Source organism: Leptolyngbya sp. FACHB-1624, assembly GCF_047649235.1.
GTDB lineage: Bacteria > Cyanobacteriota > Cyanobacteriia > Leptolyngbyales > Leptolyngbyaceae > Leptolyngbya > Leptolyngbya boryana.
In genome coordinates this window covers 6,454,477-6,481,309 of the sequence record NZ_CP180258.1, presented here as the reverse complement: position 1 = coordinate 6,481,309, position 26,833 = coordinate 6,454,477, and the positions used below count along the sequence as shown (strand labels likewise).

Sequence of the window (26,833 nt, the reverse complement as noted above, 5' to 3'; positions counted from 1 at the left end):
GCCAGCATCATGAAGCGCGTTTCTATCAGTGCTATTTCAATGGCTGGAAGTGTGACCACTCCTGAGAAAACAAGTCAGACAACCCGCCAAACCTACCCGAATTACAAAGTCATTGTGCTTGATGACGATTTCAATACGTTTGAGCATGTTGCCCGGTGTCTGATGCAGTACATTCCGAAGATGACTGCTGACCTAGCTTGGAAATTGACGAATCAGGTACATTTTGAGGGACAGGCGATCGTTTGGACGGGACCGCTAGAGCAGGCGGAGCTTTATCACATGCAGCTTGGCATGGAGGGCTTAACGATGGCTCCCTTGGAGCAAGCATGAAAAATGAGCAAGGAAGACTGGTTCTCAATCATTCCACCCATATTCCAGGGCTGATTGCCCTGCTTGAAAAGCTGGTTAAAGTTGAGGGGATTCAGACGATCACGCCCGGAGTCATTGGCTCTGTGCGCGCTCATTCACCCAAATTTAAGCTAAAAATTTCTGTGCCGATTCGAGGCGGATTTAAAGCGATCGCGCGTCAAGGCAAAACCGTGCAAGAAGTGTTTATTCTGACGACACTGGCACAGGAGCAACTTGAAAGCGCGATCGCTCAACTTTTGAAATGAGGCGAGCTGATCGAAGCTCGGACTCGCCTTCTGAATTACTCAACAGGCTGCTGAGTGGAAGCAATACGGTGCAGGGGCAAGCTTAATGCGCAGGAGAAAGTGAGGAGGTAAGAAATCACGGCTGTCCATTTGAGGCTTAACATACAGGTCGTCCAATCCGGACAAACCCACTTCTGTGCTCCCACTGCAATGCAATGTACAATCCAGTAGGCAAATGCCATTGAAAACAAAACTTGATCGGCAACTTCATTATCTTCTTGCTGAGTCTGCGCCTTTTTCTGATTCAACAAAAGATAAAGTCCAGCAACACTTGCGAAGAATGAAGCAAGATTGAGATATTCGTGCCAAGTGGAATGAGCCATAGTGCGATGTCAGCGGGTTTCTTAAGTCTCGAATCAGTCTAAAGGATGAGGGGTGTAATCCTCTAGAAAGTCTTACAAATAGCAATATTCAAGCGCCTTTATTCACAAAACTACAGACAGTAATCAGATTAAAAGATTGATGGATTTGCCGCTAATTTACCACCCTAATTACGTTGCACCTCTTCCACTGGGTCATCGCTTCCCCATGGAGAAATTTAAGAAACTTTACGAGCTATTGTTAAGCGATCGAGTGGCTGATCTCGATCAGTTTCATGTTCCCGATCGTCCTGCTCAAGATTGGATCGAGCTTGTTCATACTGCCGATTATGTGAATGCGTATTGTTCTGGAACGCTGGATGCAAAGGCTCGAAGACGAATTGGCTTGCCTTGGAGTTCAGAATTGGTGAATCGAACTTGCACTGCAGTCGGTGGAACAATTTTGACAGCGCAGCTTGCTTTGAAATGCGGGCTTGCTTGCAATACGGCGGGGGGAACTCATCACGCATTTCCGAGCTATGGATCGGGATTTTGTATCTTTAATGATTTAGCGATCGCGTCTCGCGTTTTGCAGAAATTAGAACTCGTTGAAAAAATTTTGATTGTTGATCTCGATGTGCATCAAGGAGATGGAACGGCATTTATTTTTCAATCTGATCCGAGTGTATTTACGTTCTCGATGCATTGTGAAATTAACTTTCCTGGAACGAAGCAGCAGAGTGATTTAGATGTTCCTCTAAAAGAAGGCATGGAAGACGATGAATATTTGCAAATTTTGGATCAGTATCTTCCTGATTTACTTTCTGAAGTGAAGCCGGATTTAGTTTTTTATGATGCAGGTGTTGATCCGCATTTCGGAGATCGATTAGGCAAGCTAGCCCTGACGGATTCTGGATTGTATCGCCGGGAAATGCAGGTCTTAACGACTTGTGTAGGGCGAGGCTATCCGGTCGCTTGTGTGATTGGAGGTGGATATGCTGAGGATATGGATGCTTTGGTTTACCGACATTCGATCGTGCATCGTGCTGCGAGTGATGTGTATCGACACGCTCGGCTTTGATTCAGTCCAAACTCTTCAGGGATGATGATCAAGGAATGCCCTGCGATCGCGCTCAACCATTTGAGACAGAACGGAAGCAAACTCTTGTAAGCTTAGTGACTAGCTGAATTTTCAGAAAGAGCGAAATCATGGCTTCTTTTCTTTCCAATCTCGACACACTTACCCTGCCTCAGCAAGTTGCTCAGATGGTAGTTGTCAGAGCATCCGGATTTCTATTTGATCACCAAATCCAATATCCAATCTGGGAACCCCCCGCTGCTACGCTAGAACACTGGGTCAAAGATTTGGGTGTAGGAGGTGTGATCTTATTGGGTGCGAGTGCTGGAGAAATTGCTCTTAGAACTCAGCAGCTTCAAAACTGGGCATCAACGCCATTACTGATTTGTGCCGATGTAGAAGAAGGAGTCGGACAGCGGTTCTCAGGCGCAACTTGGTTTCCGCCCCCCATGTCGATCGCTGAAATTGCCAAACGCGATCTTCCACTCGCCTGTCACTATGCCGAACAGATGGGAAGAATCACCGCAGAGGAAAGTTTAGCGATTGGCTTAAATTGGCTGCTATCTCCTACAGTCGATGTCAATAACAATCCAAATAATCCAGTAATCAATGTGCGGGCATTTGGTGAAACGCCTGAGATTGTGAGTGAATTAGCAAAAGCATTTATTCGAGGCGCACATCAGCATCCGATTCTGACGACTGCAAAGCATTTTCCGGGCCATGGAGATACTGCTGTTGATTCGCATCTCGAACTGCCACTGATTCCGCACGATCGAGCAAGATTAGAAGCGATTGAATTTCCACCGTTTAGAAATGCAATCTCTGCGGGTGTCGATGTTGTGATGAGTGCTCACTTACAGGTTCCCGCACTCGATCCGAACTATCCTGCTACACTTTCGCCCAAAGTTCTCACAGATGAATTGCGGCAGAATTTAGGATTTGAAGGTGTGATTGTCACAGATGCTTTAGTTATGGGTGCGATCGCGAATCGTTATGGAACAGCAGAAGCTTGCGTTTTAGCCGTCGAAGCTGGAGCCGATATTATGCTGATGCCATTAGAGCCAGAAAAAGCGATCGATGCTGTTTGTGAAGCAGTCGAAGCAGGGCGGATTGATCGCGATCGAATTCGTGCATCTGTTGAAAGGATCTGGCGAGCGAAGCAGAAAGCTTGTATCCCAGAGATTCCGTCTGAAGAAGGTCATGCTTGGGAAAATCTTGCTTCATTGCCTTTAGAGACGAATGATCTGACTCAAAAGATTGCTCAGCCTGAGATGCTAGCAACTAATGCTCAGTTACTTCGAGATTCGATGCGAGTCTATCAGCCGAATCCATCGCGATTAGTAACTTTGTCAGGTGTGGGGCAAAACATTGTAGTCGTAGATAGCATTCTCGATTGTGAGTTCTTAGGTCGAACAGCTCCCGCGATCGCAGTTCCTTCTCAGTTCGGATTCACTCAGACTCAGATTATCGATCGACATACGCCGTACATTGATTTAAGTACTCGCGATGCAAGTCCAACTGTCTTGCAGCTATTCATCCGAGGCAATCCATTTCGAGGGATTGCTGGACTAACACAAGCAGCACAAGATTGGTTCACTTACTTGCTCAATACTGATCAACTTTATGCGATCGTAGTTTATGGCAGTCCTTATGTCCTCGATCGTTTTATTCCACAGTTACCATCTGATGTTCCCTATGTGTTTAGCTATGGGCAAATGCAATCTGCACAAGCGATCTCATTAGAGGCTTTGTTTTGATCTCCTTCCAAAGTAGCAATTGGGCAATTCATATAGATTTTCTGTAGACTCTACGATCTCTCTTCACACTCAAACAAGTGTAATCCAAACTGCTCAGAAAGATCCTCACACACCTTAACTCCCCGCACACTATTTCCCCGCTCATCTAACGGGGGCGAAAAAATCCCAAGCCCTAACCTCCCCGGAACGACCACCATCAATCCACCGCTTACCCCACTTTTGGCAGGCAATCCAACTCGATATGCCCACTCTCCGGAATAGTTGTACATTCCACACATATACATCACGCTGAGCATATCCCGAACATAGCGAGACGGCACAGCTTGAACTCCAGTGCGCGGATTTTTTCCCTGATTTGCTAGAGTCGCTGCCATCGTAGCTAAATCACAGCAATTCACCATCAAAGAGCATTGCTGAAAGTAGAGATCCAAAGACTCATCAATGCGATCGTCAATCATGCCAAAGTTCCGCATTAGATAAGCCATCGCGCGATTCCGAAATCCAGTCGTTCGCTCAGACATAAACGTTGGCATATCAATGTAGCTCTCATGTCCGATATAGCGCTCAAACATTGCCAACATTCGATTGAGACGTTCTGATGCACCCTGACCTTTAATCAAACTCGTCGTCGCGATCGCGCCTGCATTTACCATCGGATTGTAGGGGCGTTTCGACTGTTCATCTAGCACGATCGCGTTAAAAGCATCGCCCGTGGGTTCTACTCCAACTTTAGAAAGTACCTGTTCTCTCCCATGATCTTCGAGTGCTAGCCCATGCACAAATACCTTAGAGATTGATTGAATGGTAAACAATTGCTCAGCATCGCCTACCGAAAACTGCTCTCCATCCACAGTGACAATGCAAATTCCAAACAACTTTGGGTCTGTTTTTGCCAGTTCAGGAATATAGGTCGCTGGAGTTCCTAAATTGAGCGATCGATACTTCTCATGAACCTGATTCAAGACCTCCTGAATCGGGTGAACGTCTGGGGCGGTTATAGGTTCGATCGTCATAGTAGAATGTCGAGGAAATCTTCTCAATGCTCTCAGAATGGTAAATCATTACTCCCCCGAACATCTGCTCAAGATTGCACAGAAATTCACATCGCAATCGATTCGCGAAGTTCGAGCATTGGGAAACGGCAATATTAACGATACCTTTTTAGTTGCACTGGAAACGTCGCAATTTGTCTTGCAGCGAATGAATACGCAAGTCTTTCGCCAGCCTGAATGGGTGATGCAGAATATGTGTGTCTGCACTCAACACATTTGCGATCGACTTCCCACGCTGAATCTAGATCGACGTTGGGAAACGCCACAAGTGATTTTCACCAACGAGAAGCAAGACCATTATTTAGAAGAAGACTCGTTTTGGAGAGCCATTAGTTTTATTGAAAATTCTCGATCGTATGACACCATTCAGAATCTCAATCAAGCCGAAGAGATTGGTTATGCTTTAGGACTGTTTCATTGTTTAGTCAGTGATTTACCTCCTGAAAAGCTCTTGGATACGCTAGAAGGATTTCACATCACGCCGCTTTATTTGCACCAGTACGATCGAGCATTATCAAATTCCACCGTTTCTCGCACGCCAGAAGTTAACTACTGCTTGAAATTCGTCAGAGATCGCCAAGCTTGGGCACAGGTTTTAGAAAATGCGAAACACTCAGGAAAATTAAAACTGCGACTGATGCATGGCGATCCTAAGATCAATAACATCATGTTCGACACCCAAACAAACCAAGCCGTGAGTGTGATTGACCTCGACACTGTAAAACCTGGCTTGATTCACTACGATATTGGCGATTGTCTGCGCTCAGGCTGTAATGCGATCGGCGAAGAAACCCAAGCTTGGGAGACGGTAAGATTTGAACCTGATCTATGCGAGGGAATTTTACGAGGCTATGTCAGGATTGCAAAAACGTTTCTCACAGAACAGGACTATGCCTATTTGTTTGATGCCATTCGCTTAATCACATTTGAATTAGGGCTAAGATTCTTCACCGACTATCTCATGGGCGATCGTTACTTCAAGGTGAACTATCCAGACCATAACTTAGTGCGTGCCTTGGTGCAGTTCAAGTTAGTAGAGAGCATTGAATCTCAAGAAGCAGCCATTTCTGCGATCGTGGAGGGCTTGAGATGAAGAACTTTACTCTCCACCCTTTTGATGCAGACTCGGATCTCAAACTGTCAGGGAGCATTTCTCGATCGAACAATCGATTGTGCCTGACTTACGATCTATTCGACGAACGCTCTCAAGTGTTAATTCCAGCTGCAAAATCGCCAACCCGTCAGAATAATCTATGGCAAACCACCTGCTTTGAATTTTTTCTCGGTGTCCAGAACTCCCCACAATATTGGGAATTTAACCTTTCTCCAAGCGGCGATTGGAATATCTATCGCTTTGAAAATTATCGAACAGGAATGCAAGAAGAACTCAAATTTACATCACTTCCCTTTGAGATAAATGTGAAAGCCAAGCAAGTTTCACTCACAATTGAACTTGATCTTAATTCGATCATCCAGCCCGATCAACCTCTTGATGTTTCAATTACTACAGTCATTGAAACATCGCCTCAAAATATTACATATTGGGCACTTCAGCACTGTGGAACCGAAGCAGACTTCCATCTTCGAGAAAGCTTCGTGCTAAAACTTTAATCCATCAGCTAAGATTCTTCCTGATATCGATCGAATCTCTAGAAGCTGGTTTGATCTTCAGATCGTCATATTCAGGAATAGAATTACCTCCTATTTAGAAAGTGCTTTTTTGGACACAAGTGCAGACGAAATAATAGTAGTTTCACCACTTCACATCTGATATCTACTCACTGTTAAATAGCATCATCATCAGGGCAATCTACCTAACGCATATCGATCGTTGATCGAGTTTGACTCTCCGTCGATGAAGGCGGAACAACCTGTTAGGGAGTGTGTTCCATGACAAAAAGTTTGCAGCGAATTGAGCAAGACGATTGGATTAATCAGCCTGTCGGTCGTCCAAAGACGATCAATGATCAATATTTAGATCGCTTAAAAGAATTAGTCAGTCATAGCCCAAAACAGTTCGGCTATCCGTTCGATCGCTGGACAGCCCAGTGGCTCAGAAAACATTTGTTACAAGAAACCGGAGTCGCGATTAGCGATCGACATATTAATCGCCTATTAAAACAGATGGGCTTATCGACTCGTGCAAACCTGCACCGCCAGCGTTTCGACACTTCAGCGAGCGCTTCAAACTGATTTCATTCCCCAAATTCTCCGCCTGTATCAGGGTTTCCAGCCCCAAACAGGCGGTTTTTTCATGCGATCGGCGTGCCTTCGGAAAGAAAATTCTGAAATAATTGTTAACACTCTTTACAAATCTCAATCTTCCCCTTAATATGTAAAGTGTGGTTAACACAACCACTTCATACATCTTCTCAAACGTAATTATCAAACCATGACAACGACCTTACAGAGACGCGAAAGCGCAAACCTGTGGGCGCAGTTCTGCAACTGGGTCACCTCCACCGAAAACCGCCTGTATGTAGGCTGGTTCGGCGTATTGATGATCCCCACCTTGCTGGCTGCAACCATCTGCTACATCATCGCCTTCATCGCTGCTCCTCCTGTGGACATCGACGGCATCCGTGAACCTGTTGCAGGTTCCTTGCTCTACGGCAACAACATCATCTCTGGTGCAGTTGTTCCTTCCTCGAACGCAATTGGCTTGCACTTCTACCCAATTTGGGAAGCAGCATCCTTAGATGAGTGGTTGTACAACGGTGGTCCTTACCAACTCGTCGTATTCCACTTCTTGATCGGCGTCTTCTGCTACATGGGACGTGAGTGGGAACTCTCCTACCGTCTCGGCATGCGTCCTTGGATCTGTGTTGCATACTCTGCACCTGTTGCAGCAGCAACCGCAGTCTTCTTGATCTACCCGATTGGGCAAGGATCGTTCTCCGACGGTATGCCCCTCGGAATCTCTGGAACCTTCAACTTCATGTTGGTCTTCCAAGCAGAGCACAACATCTTGATGCACCCGTTCCACATGTTGGGCGTAGCTGGTGTATTCGGTGGTAGCTTGTTCTCGGCAATGCACGGTTCGTTGGTAACTTCTTCGTTGGTACGTGAGACCACTGAAGTTGAGAGCCAAAACTACGGTTACAAGTTTGGACAAGAAGAAGAGACCTACAACATCGTTGCAGCACACGGCTACTTCGGACGGTTGATCTTCCAATACGCATCGTTCAACAACTCTCGCGCACTGCACTTCTTCTTGGGTGCATGGCCGGTCGTCGGCATCTGGTTCACCGCATTGGGCGTGTCCACGATGGCGTTCAACCTGAACGGATTTAACTTCAACCAATCGATCATCGACTCGCAAGGTCGTGTGGTGAGCACCTGGTCTGACGTAATCAACCGTGCGAACCTGGGTATGGAAGTAATGCACGAGCGTAACGCTCACAACTTCCCGCTCGACTTGGCTGCTGGTGAAGTTGCACCTGTTGCAATGAGCGCACCTGCAATCAACGGTTAATTTTTAACTGATTTGAGCAAAATGAAGCCCTCCAGAAATGGGGGGCTTTTTCGTATGAATTATTTCCAGCGCTTTGCTGATTTGAGAAACCCTTTATTCTGCGGGCTTGATGATTGGGCGATCGCTGACAGCTACATACGACGTTTGATCTGCCATCATCTCAATTCTTTGCTTTTCCGAGTTCCCAAATCTGGTAAGAGTTTGTGCTTCAAGAAAAGTGTGCTGAATTCTTGATTGGCTTTGAGCTTCGGCTGCACTCAACTCACAAAAAACTTAGATCTTATACCAAATCTCTAAATTCCGGCTACAGATAGTGCCTCTAGAATGGATGCTCGCCCTGTGATTGATGCGATCGTCTCCGGAGACAATGCCTGAATTTTCTGAGTCATCCACTGTCGCAACTCCTCTAAAGTCTTGGGCAGATGCCAGCGAAACCGCCGCTTGAGATATTGCCAAACCTGCTCAATCGGGTTTAACTCAGGACAATGCGGCGGTTGAAACAGCAACACAATGTTGTCAGGCACTTGCAGGCGTTTGGCTTTATGAAACGCGCCATTATCGAGTTGCACAATCAGCCAGTCTTCTGGGAATTGTGCAGCGACCAAGTTAAGAAAGATTTGGAAGCAATCAGTATTGAGATGGGAGAACTCATAGAAAAAGGAGGCTCCGGTTTGCGGTTCGACGATGCCATAGAGATAGGTTGCCTTGAACTGCCATTGCACCTTGCCGATTGGTTTGACTCCTTTGGCAGTGATCTTTCGCCCACTCACCGTTTTGAGTCCAAAGCGCGTTTCATCTTGGCAGAAGAAGCGCACTCGGCGTTTGATACCGAGGACATTGAGGCTGAACCACACCAACATTGCCAAGTTTGCGCCTAAGTTTTTTTATATGCCTCTAGCTGCTCTTTGGATTGCTTGATGCTCTGGGGGCGAGGAACTTTAGGCAATCCTCCTAGTCGTTGATAGACCAGTTTATGCACGGTCTTGTAGGGAACACTCAGACCCAGCGTGGTCTCTAGCCAGTCGCAGATGGCTTGATAGCTCTCAAATCCCTCTGGCTCTTGTAACCGCTTGAAGAGCGCTTGTTCTGCCCATTGCGGTAGGTTGCGCGGTCGCCCGGTTTGCTTTCTGCTCATCAACAGCGCCGCAATGCCGCCACTTCGATAGTGCTGCAACCAGCCTTGAACCGTCACACGATTGCGCCCAATCAATTCAGCCGCTGCTTGTACGGTCTTCGCTTGCTTCGTTTGCAACAGATACAGCACCTGGAGCCGTTCTTTACCTGTCGCCGTGGTTTGTGCCCTGAGTAGTTGTTTCAGTTCTTCAGCGCTTTCTTGAATCTCTAGCTTGTAAACGCCTGCCATCGTCGCTGACGGAATGCTACATCTGAGTTATATCATCTGTAGTCATATTTTGGAGATTTGGTATTAGAGCGTTGAGCAGAGCCGAGAGGAGATACAAGCAATTTCTCTAGCCGCGACTACAGCAGTCCTAAATCGGCTGTGAAATAGGGGAATGGAGAGCAATTTCCCCATTCCCCAACTTGCAAGATCTTACAAACCAAACAGGAATGCTATAGGCTCTGCACCATAGTTTAAGAAGCGAGAGCAACAGCCCAGAATTCTTCTTAAATTGGTGCTAGTCTGAGCAGCTCCTAACTTAGAAATCGTCAATTCCCTCCACAGTCCAAGCAGGATCAGGAAGCGATGGAATGTAAGCTCCGAGTACGAAATTGCCGTTGTTGAGATACCAAACTGCATTCGAGCCAGTCAAGCGATCGCGCCACAATAAATCAAGCTGATTATCTTGGTTATATTCTCCAATGCCAACAATATCCCAAGTTGGCAACGCATTTTCCAACTTGATGCTTCGACTCAATTGGATTCCATTCATAATCCAAATGCCATTTTCACCCGTCACCAGATTGCGCCAAACGATATCCGTTTGACCATCGCGATTAAAGTCTGCAAAACCTCTAATTTGCCAATTTAAATCGATTGCAGGATTGATTACGCCACGAGTTAATCGAGTGCGATCGAACAACCAATATGCAATTTCACCTGTCGTCGGATTGCGCCAGATTAAATCAAGACTGCGATCGTTATTCATATCGGCAACCCCTTCTAACCGCCAGTTAGTATCCATCGCAGGCAGAATTGAACTGCTCGAAGAAAACTGAGTCCCATTGAATGTCCAGAATGCGGTTTCACCCGTTTCGTCGTTTCGCCACACTAGATCGGGAGTGCCATCACCACTAAAATCATCGACTGCCAAAATCTTCCAAGTGGTCGGGACATCCCATCCTAACGGAACAGTAACTTTCTCACGAACTTGCCCATTCTGTGTCAGCCAAATCGACAATTCGCGGGTTCGCAAATTCCGCCAAACAATGTCAGCATCGCCATTGCGATCGAAGTCTCCCGTTCCTTGAATCTCCCAATCGCGGCTTAAGGTTTCTAACATAGTCGTGCGATTAAACACATCTTGATTCACTCGCCAGATGCGGTTTTCACCCGTTTGATAGTTCCGCAGAATAATCTCACCTTTTCTTTGGTTGCCGATCAAACCGACCCCTTCGATTGCCCAATTGCGATCGGGTAGGCTCGGCAAGAGCGCATACGCTCCAAATACCTCACGCGCCATGTACCAAATTGCCATTTCTTGTGTCACAGTATTGCGCCACAACAGATCTAAACTCTGATCTCCATTGAAATCGTAAACTTGCTCAAGCTGCCAACTCGTCGGTGGAACAGATTGAATAAAAGAACTGCTTTGGAGTTCGCCATTTCGTAGGAACCAGATTGCGTTCTCACCTGTTCGCTGATTGCGCCAGAACAAATCGACAAATCCATCTCGATTAAAGTCGCCCGACGTGATCGGTCGCCAAGCAATATCTGGAACTTTCTGCAAGAACTGGCTCGATTTGATATTGGTTCCGTTCATGAACCATAGAGCTGTGTCTCCGGTGCGCGTATTTGACCAGAAAATGTCTGCGTTGCCATCGTTGTCAAAGTCAGCAACAACATCAATTTGCCAGCTTGTGTCTGCAACTCTCGTAATGAAAGATGATGAACTCAACGCTGTATCACGCATGAACCAGATCGCATTCTCACCTGTGCTGACATTGCGGAAGAGGATGTCTGGTTTGCGATCGCGGTTAAAATCTGCAATTCCCTTGACTTCCCAACTACTATCGGTGGTCGGCAGCAGACTTCCTCTGAATGAGAGATCAGGAGCCATTTGCCAAATTGCAGTTTCTCCAGTGCTAGGGTTGCGCCAGAGGAGATCTGTGTCGCCATCGCCATCGAAATCGGCTGAACCAGCGATTTGCCAACGCGGGTCTGGTACGGTGAAGAAGGGAATCTCGCGCTCTAATAAACTGCCAGATGGAAGCCAGAGCATGTTTTCTCCAGTTCGCTGATTGCGCCAGAGAATGTCATATGGCGAATCCGTTGTGTCACCGCCCGGAGGAGTATCATCTTCGGTGATCGTTGCGGTGGCTGAACCTGTCTGAATGGTTGCACCAGATGCATTGCTGAGTGCGACTTGGAAAGTTTCATTACCTTCAAACTGTGTATCACCCAAAGTGTTCACAGTGATTGTCTTTTTCGTCTCATTGGCTGCAAATGTTAGCGTTCCTGATGCAGCAACATAATCGTTGCCTGTAATCGTTGCGGTTCCATCTACAGTGCTGTAACGGACTGTAATAGGAACTGGGCTGGCTTCACTGAGACTCACCTCAAACGTAAAGGGAGTGATACCGCTATTGCCTTCTGCAAGACTAGGTGGAACTGCTGCGATCGATAACCGTGGCAATGCTTCATCGTTGATGATTGTTCCCGTTGCACTGCCATCTGCAATTTGAGCATTGCTAGGTTCGCTCAATTCAACGGTAAAGGTTTCATCGAGTTCAAACTGGGTATCTCCGATCGCTTGAACGGTGATAGTCTGCTCAGTTTGTCCAGGCGCAAAGGTGACAGTTGTGGGAGTCGATACCGTTGCAAAATCATTCCCATCTGCTGTGCCGTTCTTCATAACATACTTCACGGTTACAGTCTCGCTACTGGGATTCGAGAGACGAACTTTGAATTGAATCGGGGTTGTGCCAGAGTTGCCTTCTAACACTGGGGTGGCATCGTCGATCGTAATGGTTGGGCGGAAATCATCGCTGAGAATTGTTCCGATGCCTTGATTTGGAGCCGTGAATAGATCGGCGTTTGTTGGAGCAGAAAGACGAATTGAGAAAGCTTCATCGAGTTCAAATTTGCGATCGCCTCGGACTTTGACGGTGATTTGCTGGCTGGTTACACCTGAAGTAAAAGTGAGCTTACCTGATGCAGCTTGATAGTCGTTATCGCTGACCAGTGCTGTGCCATCAACCGTTGTGAAATCGACGGTAATTGCTTCACTGCTTGGATTTGAGAGAGCAACGGTGAAGATTGCATCGGTGAATGCTCCGTCTACATTGCCTTCTGAGACAACGACATTGCCAATGCTAATTGTCGGGCGAGCATCATCGTTATTGATTACGCCTTTTGCTGTTGATAGCGACGATAGGGTTGCATTGGTGGGATTGAAGAGTTCTACAAAGAAATCTTCATTCGGCTCAAATTTTGTATCTCCTCGAACCACGATCGAGATTTCTTTTTCGGTTTCGCGAGGTGCAAAAGTCAGTGTTCCAGGGGCTGTGAGTCCTGTATAGTCTCCATCTGCGACGGTTGCTGTGCCGTCTAGGGTGCGATATTGGACGGTGACCGTATTGGTTGTAGGTTGTAGCAGCTTAACTTTGAAGGTGTAGGTTGTGTTGCCGTTGCCTTCGCTAGCAATGACATCATCAATTCGGATCGTCGGAGTTGGAGCATTGTCATCATTGAGAATGGTTCCTTGTGCTTCGCTGTTGCTAGAGAGCGTTGCTCCAATTGGGTCGCTTAAGCGAACAAAGAAAGTTTCATCTGGTTCAATTCCGTCGATTCCAGAATCCGTTGCAACATTAACCGTGATCGTTTGCTCGGTTTGTCCAGGTGCAAAAATTAAGGTTCCATTTGTAGCGGCAAAATCTGCGGGAGAAGTCGCAGTGCCGTTAGCAGTTGTGTAGTTGACGCGGATTTCTTCGCTACTCGGATTGTTCAGCGTGACCACGAAGACAAACGGAGTTGTGCCAGAATCGCCTTCGGCTTGTGCTCCAGTGCGAGAGGAAATCGATAACTGCGGTGCTGCGTCGTCGTTGTTCAATACACCCAGTCCGTCCGTTGCGGTGGGAGAGAGATCTGCATTAACTGCATCTTCTAAACGGACAATAAACCGTTCGGTTGGCTCGAATTTACGATCGGCAATAGCTTGAACTGTAATGGTCTTCTCGGTTTCACCAGGATTAAAGGTGATGGTTCCATTTGTTGCCACATAATCATTGTCAGCAACGGTTGCAGTGTCATCGATCGTTCGGTATTTCACCGTGACGGTTTGAGTGGTCGGATTCGAGAGACGGATTGTGAAAGGATAAGCGGCAGCCGTTGGGTCATCTTCGCTTAAAGGTGTGCTTGCAATCCCGATCGTGGGTCGCTGGTCGTCGTTTTTGATGGTTCCGACCGCGTTTCCAGTTCCGGCGATCGTCGTATTGACTGGATTCGATAAGGTGAGCGTGATCGTTTCGTCGTCTTCCAGCTTGTTGTCGTTTGTTGTTTGAACTGTGACGGTTTTTGTACGCTCATTTGGAGCAAAAATTAGGGTCTGAGTCAGACGAGTGTAATCAGAATCGCTGAGTAATGCGGTTCCGTCACTAGTCGCAACATCAATGCGGATTTCATCACTACTGGTATCTGAAAGCGACACTTCAAAGGAAAGAACTCCACCTTCATTCACAGTTGCAGGCGAGACGCTAATCGATGGGAAGGTTAAATCATCGTTTTGAATGGTTCCAAGACCGATCGCATCTGTTGGAATCGTTACTAAGCTTGGAGTTGTCGTGTTCAGCTTCACAGAGAACGTTTCATCTTGTTCCCGTCGGGTATCTCCTGTAGCATTCACTGTAATCGTTTGCTTGGTTGTTCCGGGTGCAAATCGAATTGTTCCGCTTGCTGTTTGATAGTCGTTGTCTGAGACGAGTGCCGTTCCGTCTTCGGTGGTGTAGTTGAGGACAATTTCTTGATCGCTCGCATTGGATAAGCTGACTTCAAACTCGAATGGCGTATTTCCACCGTTGCCTTCTGACTTGGTAACGTTGGTGATCGATACGGTTGGAATGGGATCGTTATCGGTGATGGTTCCAGTTGCGGATGCAGTGGTAATTGTTGCGTTGGTTGGCTCAGAAAGTTGAACAGAGAAAGATTCATTGCGTTCGCGTTGAGTATCATCGGCGATCGCGATCGCAATTGTTTTCTGAGTTTCTCCTGCTGCGAAAGTTAAACTATCAGATACGTTTGTGAAGTCTTCAACTGTTGCTGTTCCAGGAACTGTTGCGTATTTCACAGTCACGGGCACTTCTGTCTCGCCTGTGAGTTTCACGACAAAGTTATAAGGCGTTGTGCCCTCGGATTGTTCAGCAACTGTCTCAATGCTGAGAGTGGGTGCAGTGTCATCATTGGTGATCGTGACTGTTTTTGCGGCTTGAGCTTCAGGTAAGATTGCACCGACAGCATTGGAAAGCTGAATTTTGAACTGTTCATCGGCTTCAAAAATACTATCGCCATTGACAGTGACATTAATCGTTTTAGTTTGTTCACCTGCTGCAAACGTTAATTGACCCGGTGCGAGCACATAATCTTTGCCATTCGCTGCACCTAAATCAACGGCTGCATAATCTACTGTGATCGGGGTGCTGCTAGTTTGATTGAGTTGAACGGTTAGCGCATAAGTCTGTGTGCTGGATTGTCCTTCCGTGATTGAATCGAGACCTACGATCTCGATCGTAGGTGCAATGTCGTCATTCTCGATCGTTGCAGTTGCAGAGCCAGTTTGTAATCTCGCATTTGCACTCGCATCGCTCAGTTCAACTGTGAAGGTTTCATCTGGCTCAAACTGGGTATCGCCTTTGACTTGAACGGTGATGGTTTGAGTATCTGCCTCTCCGACGTTAAATGTGAGGATGCCTGTTGTTACGGTCAAGTCATTAGCATCAGCCGTTCCAGGCTGAACTGTATATCGAACCGTCACAGGGTCTGTTGTCGCAGGAGTTGCCAGTTTGACTTGGAAGGTAAACGCTTTTTCGCCCGAATTCCCTTCTTTGATGTCCTGAGTGGTATTGGTAATGGAGACAAAGATTGGGATCTCGTTATCGATAAACTTCAGCGAAGTAGTTCCAAAACTATCTGCGATCGCATAATCTGGGCTTGCTACAACACTGAGATTCAATACTTCTTCGTCTTCAAGTGCAGTGTCATCGATCGCGCTTAAAGTGAGAATGCCTTCATTCACTCCGTTTGCAAACTCGATCGTAAGTTCTGAACCATTTTCAGTTAAGGTAATGCCTGAGCCAGCAGTGAAAGTGTAATCGCTGGCAGAAACGGTGCTTGTGTTGTCGATCGCTAACTTCACCGTTAACGAACCTGCGGTTTGATTGCGCCGAATCGTGTATTGAACTGAATTCGTCGGTGTGGCTTCTGCGATCGTGTTTTTGCTCAGTGACAAACTCACGGTCGTGGATAGATTCAAGCCAAAGACATCATATTTTCCGTTCAAATCTCGTGGCGTTAAATCTGTAGCAAGACTAGTGAAAGCAACATAACCGCCATTGTTACTAATGACAGGATTGAAAGAAGCGCCTTGACCACTATTTGTCTCAGCAGGAATTTGGCTCGCTAGAAGTGTGAGATTCTGAGTGACATCTCGGACAAACGCATCCAGTGCAGTATTCGTATCGTTACCGACAAGATTACTTGAGAAGCTATTAAAGACAACATAGCGCCCGTCGTTGCTAATTCCAGTCGCAAAAGAGCCAGTGCCAGTGCCGCTGCCAGTGCCGCCATCTGCACCCGTTGCATTATTCCCACTGTCTGAACCTGCCAGATTGACGCTAATCAATTTCGTGACATTCGTGGTTAGATCTCGTAAGAAGACATCACTGGTTCCATTTGTGTCTGTGGCAACTAAATCAGTAAAGGTGCTAGTAAACGCGACGAATTTACCATCGCCACTCAGTCTCGGGCTGAATGCTCTTAGGGGCGTGAATTCGCTGCTGACGCTATATCCGCCTGCTTGATTCACACTGACGTGTACCGTTGTGTTTGTATCTAAGTTGCGAACAAAGACATCTTCGTCATTGTCGCCATCGGGTGTGCCTGCAAGGTTCTTGGCAGTACTTGTAAACGCGATTGTTCTTCCATCCTGGCTCATACTGACTTGGTACGAATCGCCATCTGAAATTGCACCACTTGCTCCCGTTGCTCGGCTCACGAGTGTAATACTGCTGTTTGTACGATCCCAGACGAAGACATCTCTGAGTCCATTCGTATCACCAACCGCAAGATTCGATGCAGCACTGACAAAAGCAACATATCGTCCATCGGGGCTAATAACAGGCTGCTCTGAGATGCCACCTGTTGCACCTTGAGTGATATTCAGAATCGAATTATCCTGACTATCCCAAACAAATACATCTTGCAGTCCATTCGTGTCGCCAGCGACAAGATTGGTTGCGCTACTCGTAAAGGCAACATAGCGACCATTTGCACTCAGTACTGGATTGAGTGAAGCTGCATCTGCACTGCTTGCTCCACCCACTGCCCGGCTGACTAATCGCAATTGCTGCGTTTGCACATCGACCCAGAAAATGTCGATCGCATTATTATTATCGACACTACCTAAATTTGTCGCTTCACTCGTAAAGACGACATAGCGACCATCCGCGCTAATGCTGGCATTTCCTGAAGCGCCATTGGCGATCGTTGCACCCTTGCTGATCAGCGTTGTCGTTCCAGTTTGACGATCGCGCAAGAAGACATCTGCGACCCCATTGGTGTCACCTGCGACGATCTCAGAAGCATCACTCGTAAAGACGATATAACGTCCCGTTTCGCTGAGTGAATTGTCCGACAGCGTTGAGTCTCCACTGCCTGTCCGTGAGCTTGTATTGGGGTCAGAACTGCGACGACTGATCAGGGTCGCTGCTCCAGTTGCGACCGGAATGATGTATCCATCAAAGTTAGAATTAGCATCCTCTGCGTTTAGATTGCTTGCCTGACTGACAAACACAACTCTCGTACCATCACTGGTAATGATAGGGACAGAAATCGAAGGCTCAATCCCAGTTGAAGTAGTTCCAGAACTATTATTGCCAACCTCTCCGGTCGGAGTACGGCTGCTTAGGAATGTCTTACCCGAATCTGGCTGTCCGGTCGAAATATCCCGGACAAAAATATCTTGCAGCCCGTTCGTGTCTCCACTGACTAAATTTGTGCCCAGGCTTGTAAAAGCGATCCGCTTGCCATCTGCGCTCAGCGTAATATTGCCAGAGTCCCCATCTGATAGAGTTCCTGTGCTGCTCTGACTGACCAAAACAGTCTGATTTGTATTAGCGGTTAAATCCCGAGCGAATACATCTACTTTATTGTTCGTATCGCCTGCGACGAGATCGGTTGAAGCACTTGTAAAAGCGAGGGTTTGCCCGTCTCGACTGAGTACCGGATTTTGCGAGCCTAGATTTAACCCGATCGCGCCAGGTATTGTATTCCCGCTGTTTGTATTTGTCGCATTCACACTGGCAAGCTGAATGGTTCCGGCTAACGGGTTTTCGGGCGATCGCGTCCAGACAAAGACATCTCGCACTCCGTTCGTATCGGTTGCGAAATTGGTCGCATCACTGACAAATGCTACCCGGCTTCCATCGCGACTGATAACCGGGCTAGATGATGCTGCATTACCAGAAGTCGTTAAGTTAATAACCGTATCGGTTTCTTGCTGCCACAGAAAGATATCTTGTACGCCATTTGTATCAGATGCTGCCAGATTGGAATAGAGGCTGGCAAATGCTACATATTTCCCATCGCCACTGATCACAGGCGCATCGGCTCCAACGGTTCGGCTGATTGTGCCGATCCGATTTCGACTTAGATGTGTTAAAGCGCCTGTCGATCGTGTCCAAACATACACATCTGGGCGAGCTGAACTATCGGTGGGTAAAAGTTGAGATTGAGTTTGAAATGCAATTCGGCTGCCATCATCGCTGATACTAGGAGCAGATGAGGCACGGCTTCCACTCTTGCCTGTGTCATCTCGGCTGACTAGTGAAATGTTGCCTGTAGTCCGCTCCCACACAAAAATATTGTTAATAGAATCTGTATTGCTTGCCATTGATCCAACAAGATTGTTGGCATTGCTAATGAATGCAACAAAGTTGCCATCGAAGCTAATGACGGGATTGAGGGATGCGCCCGTTGCACTGCCACTTTTGCTAAAGTTCTGGCTAATCAGGGTGACGGAATCGGTTTGTCGATCGTATAGAAATACATCCGATGCGCCGTTACTATCATTGGCTCCCAAGCTCGAAGCGCTGCTCGCAAAGACAACATAGCGTCCATCTCCACTGACTGCGTTTTGCCCAATGTTGTCGAGTCCCACGCTGCCTTTTACAAGTGTAGGATTGCTCACTGAAATCAGATCGACAGGCAGAATTGATTGGTAATTAGCCTGAATATCAGCATTGAATGCGATCGCGGATTCGATTGCTCCGGTTTGCACTTCCAGCGTCCAATCTCCATTCAGGTTAACATTGCCAGTTAAATTGTTCGACGCAGCAATATCTGCGCCAGTTAACAGGCTGAAGTGCTGAATAAAGCTTTGTCCAATCTCTCCTTGAGCGACATCACAACCGTAGATCAAAATGTCTGCATCTGCGGTGAGGGACTGGCTCCACAGCTTAAATTCTGACTGATAGCGAACGAGTGTTGCTCGATCGAGCCAAGTTTCACCTAGTTTGAGCGCACCACTCGCTCCGTGCGAGATAAGGTGCAAGCTCGAAATCCCACTCTCTTCTAAGAGTGCTGAAGTAATTTGTGCGATCGCATCTTTGACGGGATCGAGAATTAAAATATGAGCATCGCCTTGAATCCCTGCAACTAATTCCTGGTAGTTTGGAACGCTCGAATCGATCACAATCAAAGACGATTTGCCCTGAAGCGATGACCAAGTTGGACTGAAATCATTTTGCGAAACTGCGATCGATGGAATTGTGCTGGTTTCAAGTGGAGATTGACGATTCCATTGGGGTAATCTCGCGAAGTCCATATTCTTCTCCAGGTAGGACGAGGGTTCTAGTTTGCTCAATGGGTAGATTTCCCAATCCGCGCCTTAGGACATTCACCTGGAATTACAAAGCAGTAATTTCGCAGATTTTTCGAGAAGAAATTGTGAAGCATGATCGCGGGATGTACGGATGCACGCAACAATTTTTCGGTTATGACGATCGTGGATAAAACCTATTGACTCTGTCGAATTTAAGAGGGCTATGCTTCAGCATTCCCAGGTTGATAGCCCTCTGTATCGATTTCTTTGCTCATTAGAGCAAAATTAACTTATGCACTTTGCTCAGTCTCAGTTTCAGGCGTAATTTTTGCTCCTTTTGTCGCTTTAATTCGGGCGATGCTGCTTTTACGAATGCGATCGCTTTTCCGCGTTCCACCTGCCATCTCATACTCTCGGCTATCTTTGCCGTATTTGAATGCGACTCCAGTTAACATGCGATCGCTGAGATCACCTAAGCTTTTTTCAAGTTCCTCAATTTGTTTTTTAGAAGAGTCGAGGAATGTGAGCGCGCGATTATAGTCTTCAATATGACTGCGTAATCGATCAATTTGCACGCTCATATGCACCACACTGCGAGACTCACCAAAATCCATCGCCGGATCAACAGCTTTTAGCCCTGAGATGCGGATCTCAGCCTTTTCTAAAATTCGCGAGGTACGCTTTTTACGAGACATTTTTCTCTCCTCTACAGATTTATGCGACCAGCTTGGCTTACTCAGCCTGACTTCTGGTTCAGCAGAAAACGCAGAAAGAATGTAAGGATTTTATAAAGTTGCTTTGATAATGCAAGTGATTTCTCTACCGCGATCGATTTTGTCTCCGCAAATTTACATGCTGTCTCTGTGTAAGTCACTGATCAAATCACAAAACTAGAAGCTGTCGTAACGACAGCTTGTCTATTCGTTACGACAGTTGTTGCATTTCTCGTGACAGCTTGTCTATTCGTTACGACAGTTGTTGCATTTCTCGTGACAGCTTGTCTATTCGTTACGACAGTTGTTGCATTTCTCGTGACAGCTTGTTTACTCGTTACGACAGTTTTGTGATTGTCAGGAGTGAAAATGTTCAATAATTAACAACTTGTGAACGAAGACGGCTTGATAGTGTGATGATTCAAGAGGGTGAATTTAGAATTGCTCGTCAGTCCTGAGTATCCTACTGCATCAACGTCAGATCTTTGAGAGTGCATCAAGTTCATGTGGAAATAGTTGAGTAGAGATGGATCTTCACTGCGAGCCAATCGATGGAATGTCCTCTATATGGTCACGCTAAAGCTCATCAACATGGCAAGATGCCCAACAGTCATGAATGAAAAGCGACCAAGGTTCAGATCAAATCTCCCGATAATTCGGTAAAACTAATTGCAGCTAAGTTAATTCGTTATCAGATCTAGGCTTCCTGGTACAATCGCTCTTGTACAAGAATAGATTTGATTCGTTTTATGAGTACCGAAAATACGACAGGCGCCGATGCGATCGATGTTGCGATCGCAAAAGGAATTGACTTTGATGGTTCTCCGATCCCCACTGAAAAGCTCGACCTTTATAACAAAGTCATGGCACTTGAAGCGGGACGGCAACGCAGTGGAGTATCGAATACGATGCGATCGAGAATTGTGCGGATTGGAGCAAAACATATTCCTCAAGCTGATCTCAACCAAATGCTAGAGGCGGCTGGATTTGCACCATTGAAAGATAAAGAAATCGCTTTCTTTTACAACAAATAATGGTTGCTTACTCGGATATTTTAGCGGCTGCCGATCGTCTGGCTGGAATCGCTCACAAAACCCCTGTGATCACCTCCAGACTGGTGAATCATCGAACTGGAGCACAGGTGTTTTTCAAGTGTGAGAATTTCCAGCGATCGGGATCGTTTAAGTTTCGGGGAGCATACAACGCGATGGCTCAATTGTCCGATGAACAGAAGCAGCGAGGCGTTCTTGCTTATTCATCGGGCAATCATGGGCAAGCTCTTGCTTTAGCAGGTGGGCTTTTAGACATTCCGGTTACGATCGTGATGCCTAGTGATGCGCCTGTGGTGAAAAAGGCTGCAACTGAAAGTTATGGTGCAGAAGTAATTACCTATAACCGAGCGTTGCAGAAACGAGAAGACGTGGCTCAATCCATTTTGAGCGATCGTATTTTAATTCCTCCATTTGATTATGAGCCTGTGATCGCCGGACAAGGCACTGCGGCAAAAGAATTGATCGAAGAAGTGGGTGAACTGGATGTTTTGCTCGTTTGCTGTGGAGGCGGAGGATTGCTTTCAGGATGTGCGATCGCCACAAAACATCTCGCACCAAACTGTCAAATCATTGGGGTTGAACCGAGACAAGCAGATGATGCGAAGCGATCGTTCTATAGTCGAACGCTGCAAACCGTGAACAATCCGAATACGATCGCAGATGGTGCAAGAACGCCTGCTCTCGGACAACTGACCTTTCCAATCATTTTGGAACGAGTAGATGAAATGGTCACAGTTTCCGAAGCGGCAATTCTTCGCACGATGTTCTTTCTATGGGAACGGCTGAAAATCGTAGTGGAACCGACAGGTGTGCTTGCTGCCGCTGCATTACTCGAAGGAATCGTCTCTTTCCCCGATGCCAAAATTGGCGTAATCATTAGCGGGGGTAACATCGATCTCAAAGAAGCCGGAAAGCTATTTACAAAAGCAAATGCTCGTGAGAAAGCAACTCGTCGCCGTCCTTTAGCACCAGAAATGAGCTAAATTCAATGCGATCGCTGTTCTGCTCATTGCCTAGATTCTCACAATCAAAGGGTATTGTCGAAGTCTTAGGGACGATGGAAAGTACTTCGGAGTACTCCAGACAGTTTAAAGCCGCAGCGAGATAGTTCGATTTCTACGGGTCTAGTAGTTCACCATCAGTAAATCAGATCGAGAGATAGGAGGATAGAGAGAAGATCTGCACTCAGAGTTGCTGCTCCCCATCTCCCCACTCCGCAAAATTAAAGTGGCAAACTACGCGTCATGCCTAACGTTTGATCGAAGCTTGGACTTGGTCGAAGACCGCTCCATCGTCAAAGAACTTCTTCTGTGCTTCGCTCCACCCGCCATACTCCTGAATCGTGCCCAAGGTCTTCACCGCCGGGTACTTGTCCGTATTTTCTTTCGTCTTCACCGGGGCACCATCCAACGGGCGGAAGCCTAACTTGACGAATTCAGCTTGTGCTTCCGGGGTGTACAAATACTGCACAAATGCCTCTGCAACTTCCCGCGTGCCATGCTTATCCACGTTCTTATCAATCACCGAAATCGGAATATCGATCGACACATTCGGATCCGGCACGACATATTCCAGCTTTTCCCCCTTTTGCTGTGCCAGAATCACCTCATTCTCATAGTTGATCAAGGCATCGCCTTGTCCCTGCTTGGAGAATGCGTCAGTCGATTCGCGGGCATCTTTTGCCAGCACCGCCACATTCGCAAACGCTTTGGTAACAAACTCGGTCGCTTTAGCTTCATCCTTATTGTTGGCTCTCAAAGCATGATCCCAGAGGGCGAGGAAGTTCCAGCGAGCGCCCCCCGAGGTTTTCGGGTCTGCCGTGACCCATTTGACATCGGGACGGGTCAAATCATCAAAGGTTTTGATATTTTTGGGATTACCGGGACGGACAATCACCGCAGCGACCGTTTTGGCGACAATGCCATTATTCGGGGTTTTGGTCGTCCAGTCAGAATTGACAAATCCGGCTTTGACGAGCTTTTCGGTATCTGCGGCGATCGCTAAGTTGGCGACATCGGCTTCAAGACCATCAATAATGGCGCGAGTTTGAGAGCCTGAGCCACCGTAGCTTTGTTTGAAGGTGACGGTTTGACCTTTTTCTTTTTGCCATTTTTCGACGAACTTAGGAATGATGGCATCGTGGGCGGCTTTGGGGACGGCATAGCCGACGAGGGTGAGTTCGACCTCTTTAGCGGCGTTGGCAACGGGGCTAGCGCTATTGGGACTAGAAGAAGTTGAAGCGGTGTTGCCGCCGCAGGAGGCGATAGCGACACTTAGGGTGGTGCCGAGCACAAAGAGTGAAACGAATTTTTTCAGCGATCGTAAATTAAATAGCGGTCTGTTTTGCTTCAACTTCATGAATTGTTCTCCTAATCTACGGTAATATTGTAGGATTACCGTTCTTTTCAGCTTTCAATCGTATCGGAGAAAGAGATAAAGCGCAAGAAAATACCCCCATTTTTTGATCGGATTACTTGAGATTAGGATTGTTTTAAGGCTTGTAGAGGAGTCAGCGTGCGCGTTTCTATGAATCTGCGTCAGAAGTCTTTTTTGGTCTATTGCGTCTGTGACATCTAGATGACTGAATTTAATCATTCAGTGAGTACACTCAAATGCCGTAGATGATCAAACCCTTCTCGGGTTGCGGCAGCCTTAACAAATTCATCATGTTCAAGATCGTGACAATTTGCACTTGGCGATCTACGATATTGAAATACTCCGGTAATCCTATAGATAAATAGGATTTATGTAATGACCAGTTTATTCTCTTCACCTTTCTCGTCTGCGGTTCACTCTCACGACTTTGGATTGCGATCGTTGCTCGATCCAAGGTTCAAACTTTGGCGGATTGAATCGGGAGTCGCGCGATCGCTCACTTGGCTAGAAGACGGAACGATCATCACACTTGGCATTTGGGGTGCCGGGGACATTGTGGGTCAGGCGCTTTCTTGTGTAGATCCTTATCAAGTGGAATGCCTCACAAAAGTAACCGCAACGCCGCTATCCTCAGAACAATGGCAACCTGATGCAGCGTTGCTGCTGTCTCATCTCCAACAGATGGAGCAATTAGCTGTGATTCGCAGTCATCGAAAAGTCGATGCCATGATGATTAAGCTGCTGAATTGGTTAGCAAAGCGATTCGGACGAGAAGTAGAAGCTGGAAATTTAATTGATCTGAAGCTCACCCATCAAGATATTGCGGATGTGTTGGGAACAACGCGCGTGACAGTGACGCGGATTCTTGGACAATTTGAGGAACAAGGCGTGATTGAGCGATCGCTGCGTCGCATTGTCTTGCGAGAATCGGAAGCTTGGCACTATGAAATTTAAGTCTTAATTTCAAGCTTGAAATTAAGACTTAAATCATACGATTTGTCTTGATCTGGATTCGAGCTTCTAATGGCTCTGAGTCTTCTGATTTCAAAGGATGCTGTTCAAAATGCAGCTTGCTTGCTCAGAGCGCTAAGTTTAGTGCATGAGGCAAATATAAATCTCGATGAGCAGAGTACCACTGCACAGTATTCATCAGTCCCTGTTTTAGAGCAGTTTTCGGCATCCAACCGAGTATTGACCGAGTATTGTCCAAGTTTGCTACACGAACTTGCTCCATGGGTCGATCGGGTAATGCACCAAATAGAGGCTGAATACTCGGATCGATCAAGCGATTCAGGTTTTGAACAATCTCTGAAATAGGAGTCAAGCTACTTGACCCTAGCTCGAAAGTACACCCTTCTATATTGGGCACGTGAGCGGCTGCGATTAAGCCATCCACAACATCATCTACGTAAACCCAATCGACCTGACGTTGACCACTGCTTAACTGTGGCGCTTTTCCTTCTAATAATGAAAGAGTCACGTAAGGAATCAGCTTCTTGATATCTTTCTGGGCTGGTCCATACACCATAAAGATACGAGCATTGACGATCGGGACTTGATAGAGCTGATAGAACATCTGGGCATAGGCACTGCTTGCCCATTTTGCGGCAGCATAGGGCGAGGATGGAATGGGAACATCACCCGCATTTGGCTCTTCTAATGATCCGGCTAAGACAATCCTCTGTCCGCCAAATTCAGCCATCAGCGTTAGCAGATTGACCGTGCTCACCAAATTATTTTCTAGAGTCGATCGTACAGCATCCATGCTACGTGAACCTGATACATAGCTCGCTAAGTGAAAGACAATATCAGGCTTAATGCTCTTCCAAATTTGCCGCAGCTCATCAAAATTTTTCACATCCCCCTGAAGCCACTGCATTGCGGCATGAGGCGATGATCGCTTCAGTCGAGAGATTCCATAAACCTCTGCTCCAGAGCAAAGAAGCTGTCGGCAAAGATGTTCTCCAATGAAGCCAGACGCGCCTGTGACTAATACCTTTTGTGTGCTAAACAACTGGGGCAAATTCATATTTTTGATAGTAAGGTAAGCTGACTTTTTACTTCTGAAAATAACTGAACAATGTGAACTACATAATGCTTATCTTCTGCTCGGACTAATTGTTTCTAATTAGTGAAAGCTCATCTTGAAGTTTTTGCCTAATTAGACTTTTAGAACAAACAGCTAAAACTTTGCAAGGATGTTGGGCAGATTTCTACATTTTGGATGATACGACGGTATTGTTGTCTGAAATTGCTTTGCGCACCCTTATCCTGACTCTAACAACAAAGAGTGAAATAAGGATGAAATTTTTTGTGATGAAATTCTCCAGAACTTTTCCAAGGATCAGAGAAAATAACATTTAGAAATATTGCTTTAAGTTGCGACATTTCATCTTGATTTCATCCTTATCTGCTAATAATGCAAATAGCAGCTAGAGTGATCGATTTTAGGTAGAAAGTGCGAACGCTATGCGAATTCTTCTTGTTGAGGATGAGCCAGACTTAGGGAGTGCGATCGAGAAAGCGCTAACGCGCGAACGTTACATTGTCGATTGGACAAAAAATGGTAATGAAGCTTGGGAGTATCTCACTCAATCCCAAGCGCAGTATATGCTGGCTGTGATTGATTGGATGTTGCCTGGTTTGTCTGGGATTGAAATCTGCAATCGGCTTCGGGCACAAAGAAAATCATTGCCTGTGCTGCTCCTAACTGCACGAGATAGTATCAGCGATCGTGTGACTGGATTAGATGCAGGCGCGGATGACTATCTGGTTAAACCGTTTGGCATGGCAGAATTGCTTGCCCGACTGCGAGCGCTGCAGCGTCGATCCCCTCAAGTTCAAGCTCAGACTCTTCAGGTTGGCTCGCTTATCTTAGACTATGGTTCCTCTTGTGTGAAGCTTCAAGCATCAGAGGCAAAAGTCCTGCTGACTGCGAAGGAATTTCAACTTCTAGAGTATTTGATGAAGCATACGAATCAAATCGTCAGTACTGAGCAAATCCGCAATCAGCTTTGGACACTCAACTCAGACTCGGTGAGTAATGTTGTTGCGGCACAAGTGCGCCTACTGCGTCGAAAGTTGGCAGAACAAGACCTGGGTCACGCGATCGAAACAGTTTATGGACTAGGATATCGATTGAATCTTCCCACATAAGGCTTATGT

General features: G+C 46.6%; 20 protein-coding genes. 12 read left to right on the top strand and 8 right to left on the bottom strand.

Translation table 11 applies throughout. From position 1 onward, the window contains the following. The first annotated feature begins 9 nt into the window (after positions 1-9). Both clpS and ACMUEV_RS30765 read left to right on the top strand, forming a co-directional pair. Positions 10-330, top strand: a complete 321-nt coding sequence (clpS, locus tag ACMUEV_RS30770) for an ATP-dependent Clp protease adapter ClpS (RefSeq protein WP_144056301.1) — start codon at positions 10-12, stop codon at positions 328-330. Further along, positions 327-614, top strand: a complete 288-nt coding sequence (locus ACMUEV_RS30765) for a DUF2103 domain-containing protein (RefSeq protein ID WP_190652517.1) — start codon at positions 327-329, stop codon at positions 612-614. The genes clpS and ACMUEV_RS30765 overlap by 4 nt, the downstream gene beginning before the upstream one ends. Before the next feature lie 35 nt (positions 615-649). Here ACMUEV_RS30765 and ACMUEV_RS30760 read toward each other — a convergent pair whose 3' ends face one another. Continuing rightward, the gene (locus ACMUEV_RS30760; protein WP_190652516.1) at positions 650-976 is read right to left on the bottom strand and encodes a hypothetical protein; all 327 of its coding nucleotides are present in this window, start codon (positions 974-976) and stop codon (positions 650-652) included. A 139-nt stretch (positions 977-1,115) separates the two neighbouring features. Between ACMUEV_RS30760 and ACMUEV_RS30755 the strand changes: the two genes are divergently transcribed. Together ACMUEV_RS30755 and ACMUEV_RS30750 are read left to right on the top strand one after the other, a co-directional pair. Continuing rightward, positions 1,116-2,033 (top strand): histone deacetylase, encoded by a 918-nt coding sequence (locus ACMUEV_RS30755; RefSeq protein WP_190652515.1) that lies wholly within the window; start codon positions 1,116-1,118, stop codon positions 2,031-2,033. A gap of 128 nt (positions 2,034-2,161) precedes the next feature. Then, the gene (locus ACMUEV_RS30750; RefSeq protein WP_190652514.1) at positions 2,162-3,787 is read left to right on the top strand and encodes a glycoside hydrolase family 3 protein; all 1,626 of its coding nucleotides are present in this window, start codon (positions 2,162-2,164) and stop codon (positions 3,785-3,787) included. 50 nt (positions 3,788-3,837) lie between these two features. Here the strand turns inward: ACMUEV_RS30750 and glsA are convergent, their stop codons facing one another. Further along, positions 3,838-4,800, bottom strand: coding sequence for a glutaminase A (gene glsA / locus ACMUEV_RS30745; protein ID WP_017291425.1), 963 nt, complete (start codon positions 4,798-4,800; stop codon positions 3,838-3,840). Positions 4,801-4,837: 37 nt separating this feature from the next. Between glsA and ACMUEV_RS30740 the strand changes: the two genes are divergently transcribed. The 4 genes from ACMUEV_RS30740 (at position 4,838) to psbA (ending at position 8,314) form a co-directional block, all read left to right on the top strand. After that, positions 4,838-5,932 (top strand): phosphotransferase enzyme family protein, encoded by a 1,095-nt coding sequence (locus ACMUEV_RS30740; protein ID WP_190652513.1) that lies wholly within the window; start codon positions 4,838-4,840, stop codon positions 5,930-5,932. After that, complete coding sequence (locus ACMUEV_RS30735; RefSeq protein ID WP_190652512.1) at positions 5,929-6,450, top strand: DOMON-like domain-containing protein; 522 nt, start codon at positions 5,929-5,931, stop codon at positions 6,448-6,450. The genes ACMUEV_RS30740 and ACMUEV_RS30735 overlap by 4 nt, the downstream gene beginning before the upstream one ends. Positions 6,451-6,729: 279 nt before the next feature. Continuing rightward, positions 6,730-7,032, top strand: coding sequence for a helix-turn-helix domain-containing protein (locus tag ACMUEV_RS30730; RefSeq protein ID WP_017291428.1), 303 nt, complete (start codon positions 6,730-6,732; stop codon positions 7,030-7,032). Positions 7,033-7,231: 199 nt separating this feature from the next. Further along, positions 7,232-8,314 carry a photosystem II q(b) protein gene (psbA, locus tag ACMUEV_RS30725; RefSeq protein WP_017288020.1) on the top strand — a complete coding sequence of 361 codons (1,083 nt, stop codon included), beginning with the start codon at positions 7,232-7,234 and terminating at the stop codon, positions 8,312-8,314. A gap of 293 nt (positions 8,315-8,607) precedes the next feature. Here the strand turns inward: psbA and ACMUEV_RS30720 are convergent, their stop codons facing one another. The 4 genes from ACMUEV_RS30720 to ACMUEV_RS30705 form a co-directional block, all read right to left on the bottom strand. After that, the gene (locus ACMUEV_RS30720; protein ID WP_415354619.1) at positions 8,608-9,174 is read right to left on the bottom strand and encodes an IS630 family transposase; all 567 of its coding nucleotides are present in this window, start codon (positions 9,172-9,174) and stop codon (positions 8,608-8,610) included. A 14-nt stretch (positions 9,175-9,188) separates the two neighbouring features. After that, entirely contained in the window at positions 9,189-9,677 is a 489-nt protein-coding gene (locus tag ACMUEV_RS30715) for a helix-turn-helix domain-containing protein (RefSeq protein WP_316425929.1), read from the bottom strand. A gap of 295 nt (positions 9,678-9,972) precedes the next feature. Further along, positions 9,973-19,530, bottom strand: coding sequence for a Calx-beta domain-containing protein (locus tag ACMUEV_RS30710; protein ID WP_190650366.1), 9,558 nt, complete (start codon positions 19,528-19,530; stop codon positions 9,973-9,975). A gap of 287 nt (positions 19,531-19,817) precedes the next feature. Further along, a complete protein-coding gene (locus ACMUEV_RS30705; protein WP_017291431.1) occupies positions 19,818-20,222 on the bottom strand; it encodes a hypothetical protein in 405 nt (134 codons plus the stop codon). Positions 20,223-20,989: 767 nt separating this feature from the next. Between ACMUEV_RS30705 and ACMUEV_RS30700 the strand changes: the two genes are divergently transcribed. Both ACMUEV_RS30700 and ACMUEV_RS30695 read left to right on the top strand, forming a co-directional pair. Beyond that, a complete protein-coding gene (locus ACMUEV_RS30700; protein WP_017291433.1) occupies positions 20,990-21,274 on the top strand; it encodes a DUF4090 family protein in 285 nt (94 codons plus the stop codon). Further along, complete coding sequence (locus ACMUEV_RS30695; protein WP_190650364.1) at positions 21,274-22,275, top strand: threo-3-hydroxy-L-aspartate ammonia-lyase; 1,002 nt, start codon at positions 21,274-21,276, stop codon at positions 22,273-22,275. Before ACMUEV_RS30700 ends, ACMUEV_RS30695 begins: the two co-directional genes overlap by 1 nt. 265 nt (positions 22,276-22,540) lie before the next feature. On the opposite strand, the gene ACMUEV_RS30690 is transcribed toward ACMUEV_RS30695, so the two are convergent. Next, complete coding sequence (locus ACMUEV_RS30690; RefSeq protein WP_415354724.1) at positions 22,541-23,650, bottom strand: sulfate ABC transporter substrate-binding protein; 1,110 nt, start codon at positions 23,648-23,650, stop codon at positions 22,541-22,543. 393 nt (positions 23,651-24,043) lie between these two features. On the opposite strand from ACMUEV_RS30690, the gene ACMUEV_RS30685 reads away from it, so the two are divergent. After that, positions 24,044-24,622: a Crp/Fnr family transcriptional regulator gene (locus ACMUEV_RS30685; RefSeq protein ID WP_017291436.1), complete on the top strand. Its 579-nt coding sequence runs from the start codon at positions 24,044-24,046 to the stop codon at positions 24,620-24,622. Between the two features lie 124 nt (positions 24,623-24,746). Here the strand turns inward: ACMUEV_RS30685 and ACMUEV_RS30680 are convergent, their stop codons facing one another. Further along, positions 24,747-25,697, bottom strand: a complete 951-nt coding sequence (locus tag ACMUEV_RS30680) for an NAD-dependent epimerase/dehydratase family protein (RefSeq protein ID WP_190648717.1) — start codon at positions 25,695-25,697, stop codon at positions 24,747-24,749. A 440-nt stretch (positions 25,698-26,137) separates the two neighbouring features. Between ACMUEV_RS30680 and rppA the strand changes: the two genes are divergently transcribed. Then, positions 26,138-26,824, top strand: a complete 687-nt coding sequence (rppA, locus tag ACMUEV_RS30675) for a two-component system response regulator RppA (RefSeq protein WP_017291438.1) — start codon at positions 26,138-26,140, stop codon at positions 26,822-26,824. Positions 26,825-26,833 lie beyond the last annotated feature (9 nt).

Coding starts and splice junctions, on each gene's coding strand:
- clpS (WP_144056301.1), top strand. CDS start 10: ATGAAGCGCGTTTCTATCAGTGCTATTTCAATGGCTGGAAGTGTGACC.
- ACMUEV_RS30765 (WP_190652517.1), top strand. CDS start 327: ATGAAAAATGAGCAAGGAAGACTGGTTCTCAATCATTCCACCCATATT.
- ACMUEV_RS30760 (WP_190652516.1), bottom strand. CDS start 976: ATGGCTCATTCCACTTGGCACGAATATCTCAATCTTGCTTCATTCTTC.
- ACMUEV_RS30755 (WP_190652515.1), top strand. CDS start 1,116: ATGGATTTGCCGCTAATTTACCACCCTAATTACGTTGCACCTCTTCCA.
- ACMUEV_RS30750 (WP_190652514.1), top strand. CDS start 2,162: ATGGCTTCTTTTCTTTCCAATCTCGACACACTTACCCTGCCTCAGCAA.
- glsA (WP_017291425.1), bottom strand. CDS start 4,800: ATGACGATCGAACCTATAACCGCCCCAGACGTTCACCCGATTCAGGAG.
- ACMUEV_RS30740 (WP_190652513.1), top strand. CDS start 4,838: ATGGTAAATCATTACTCCCCCGAACATCTGCTCAAGATTGCACAGAAA.
- ACMUEV_RS30735 (WP_190652512.1), top strand. CDS start 5,929: ATGAAGAACTTTACTCTCCACCCTTTTGATGCAGACTCGGATCTCAAA.
- ACMUEV_RS30730 (WP_017291428.1), top strand. CDS start 6,730: ATGACAAAAAGTTTGCAGCGAATTGAGCAAGACGATTGGATTAATCAG.
- psbA (WP_017288020.1), top strand. CDS start 7,232: ATGACAACGACCTTACAGAGACGCGAAAGCGCAAACCTGTGGGCGCAG.
- ACMUEV_RS30720 (WP_415354619.1), bottom strand. CDS start 9,174: ATGTTGGTGTGGTTCAGCCTCAATGTCCTCGGTATCAAACGCCGAGTG.
- ACMUEV_RS30715 (WP_316425929.1), bottom strand. CDS start 9,677: ATGGCAGGCGTTTACAAGCTAGAGATTCAAGAAAGCGCTGAAGAACTG.
- ACMUEV_RS30710 (WP_190650366.1), bottom strand. CDS start 19,530: ATGGACTTCGCGAGATTACCCCAATGGAATCGTCAATCTCCACTTGAA.
- ACMUEV_RS30705 (WP_017291431.1), bottom strand. CDS start 20,222: ATGTCTCGTAAAAAGCGTACCTCGCGAATTTTAGAAAAGGCTGAGATC.
- ACMUEV_RS30700 (WP_017291433.1), top strand. CDS start 20,990: ATGAGTACCGAAAATACGACAGGCGCCGATGCGATCGATGTTGCGATC.
- ACMUEV_RS30695 (WP_190650364.1), top strand. CDS start 21,274: ATGGTTGCTTACTCGGATATTTTAGCGGCTGCCGATCGTCTGGCTGGA.
- ACMUEV_RS30690 (WP_415354724.1), bottom strand. CDS start 23,650: ATGAAGTTGAAGCAAAACAGACCGCTATTTAATTTACGATCGCTGAAA.
- ACMUEV_RS30685 (WP_017291436.1), top strand. CDS start 24,044: ATGACCAGTTTATTCTCTTCACCTTTCTCGTCTGCGGTTCACTCTCAC.
- ACMUEV_RS30680 (WP_190648717.1), bottom strand. CDS start 25,697: ATGAATTTGCCCCAGTTGTTTAGCACACAAAAGGTATTAGTCACAGGC.
- rppA (WP_017291438.1), top strand. CDS start 26,138: ATGCGAATTCTTCTTGTTGAGGATGAGCCAGACTTAGGGAGTGCGATC.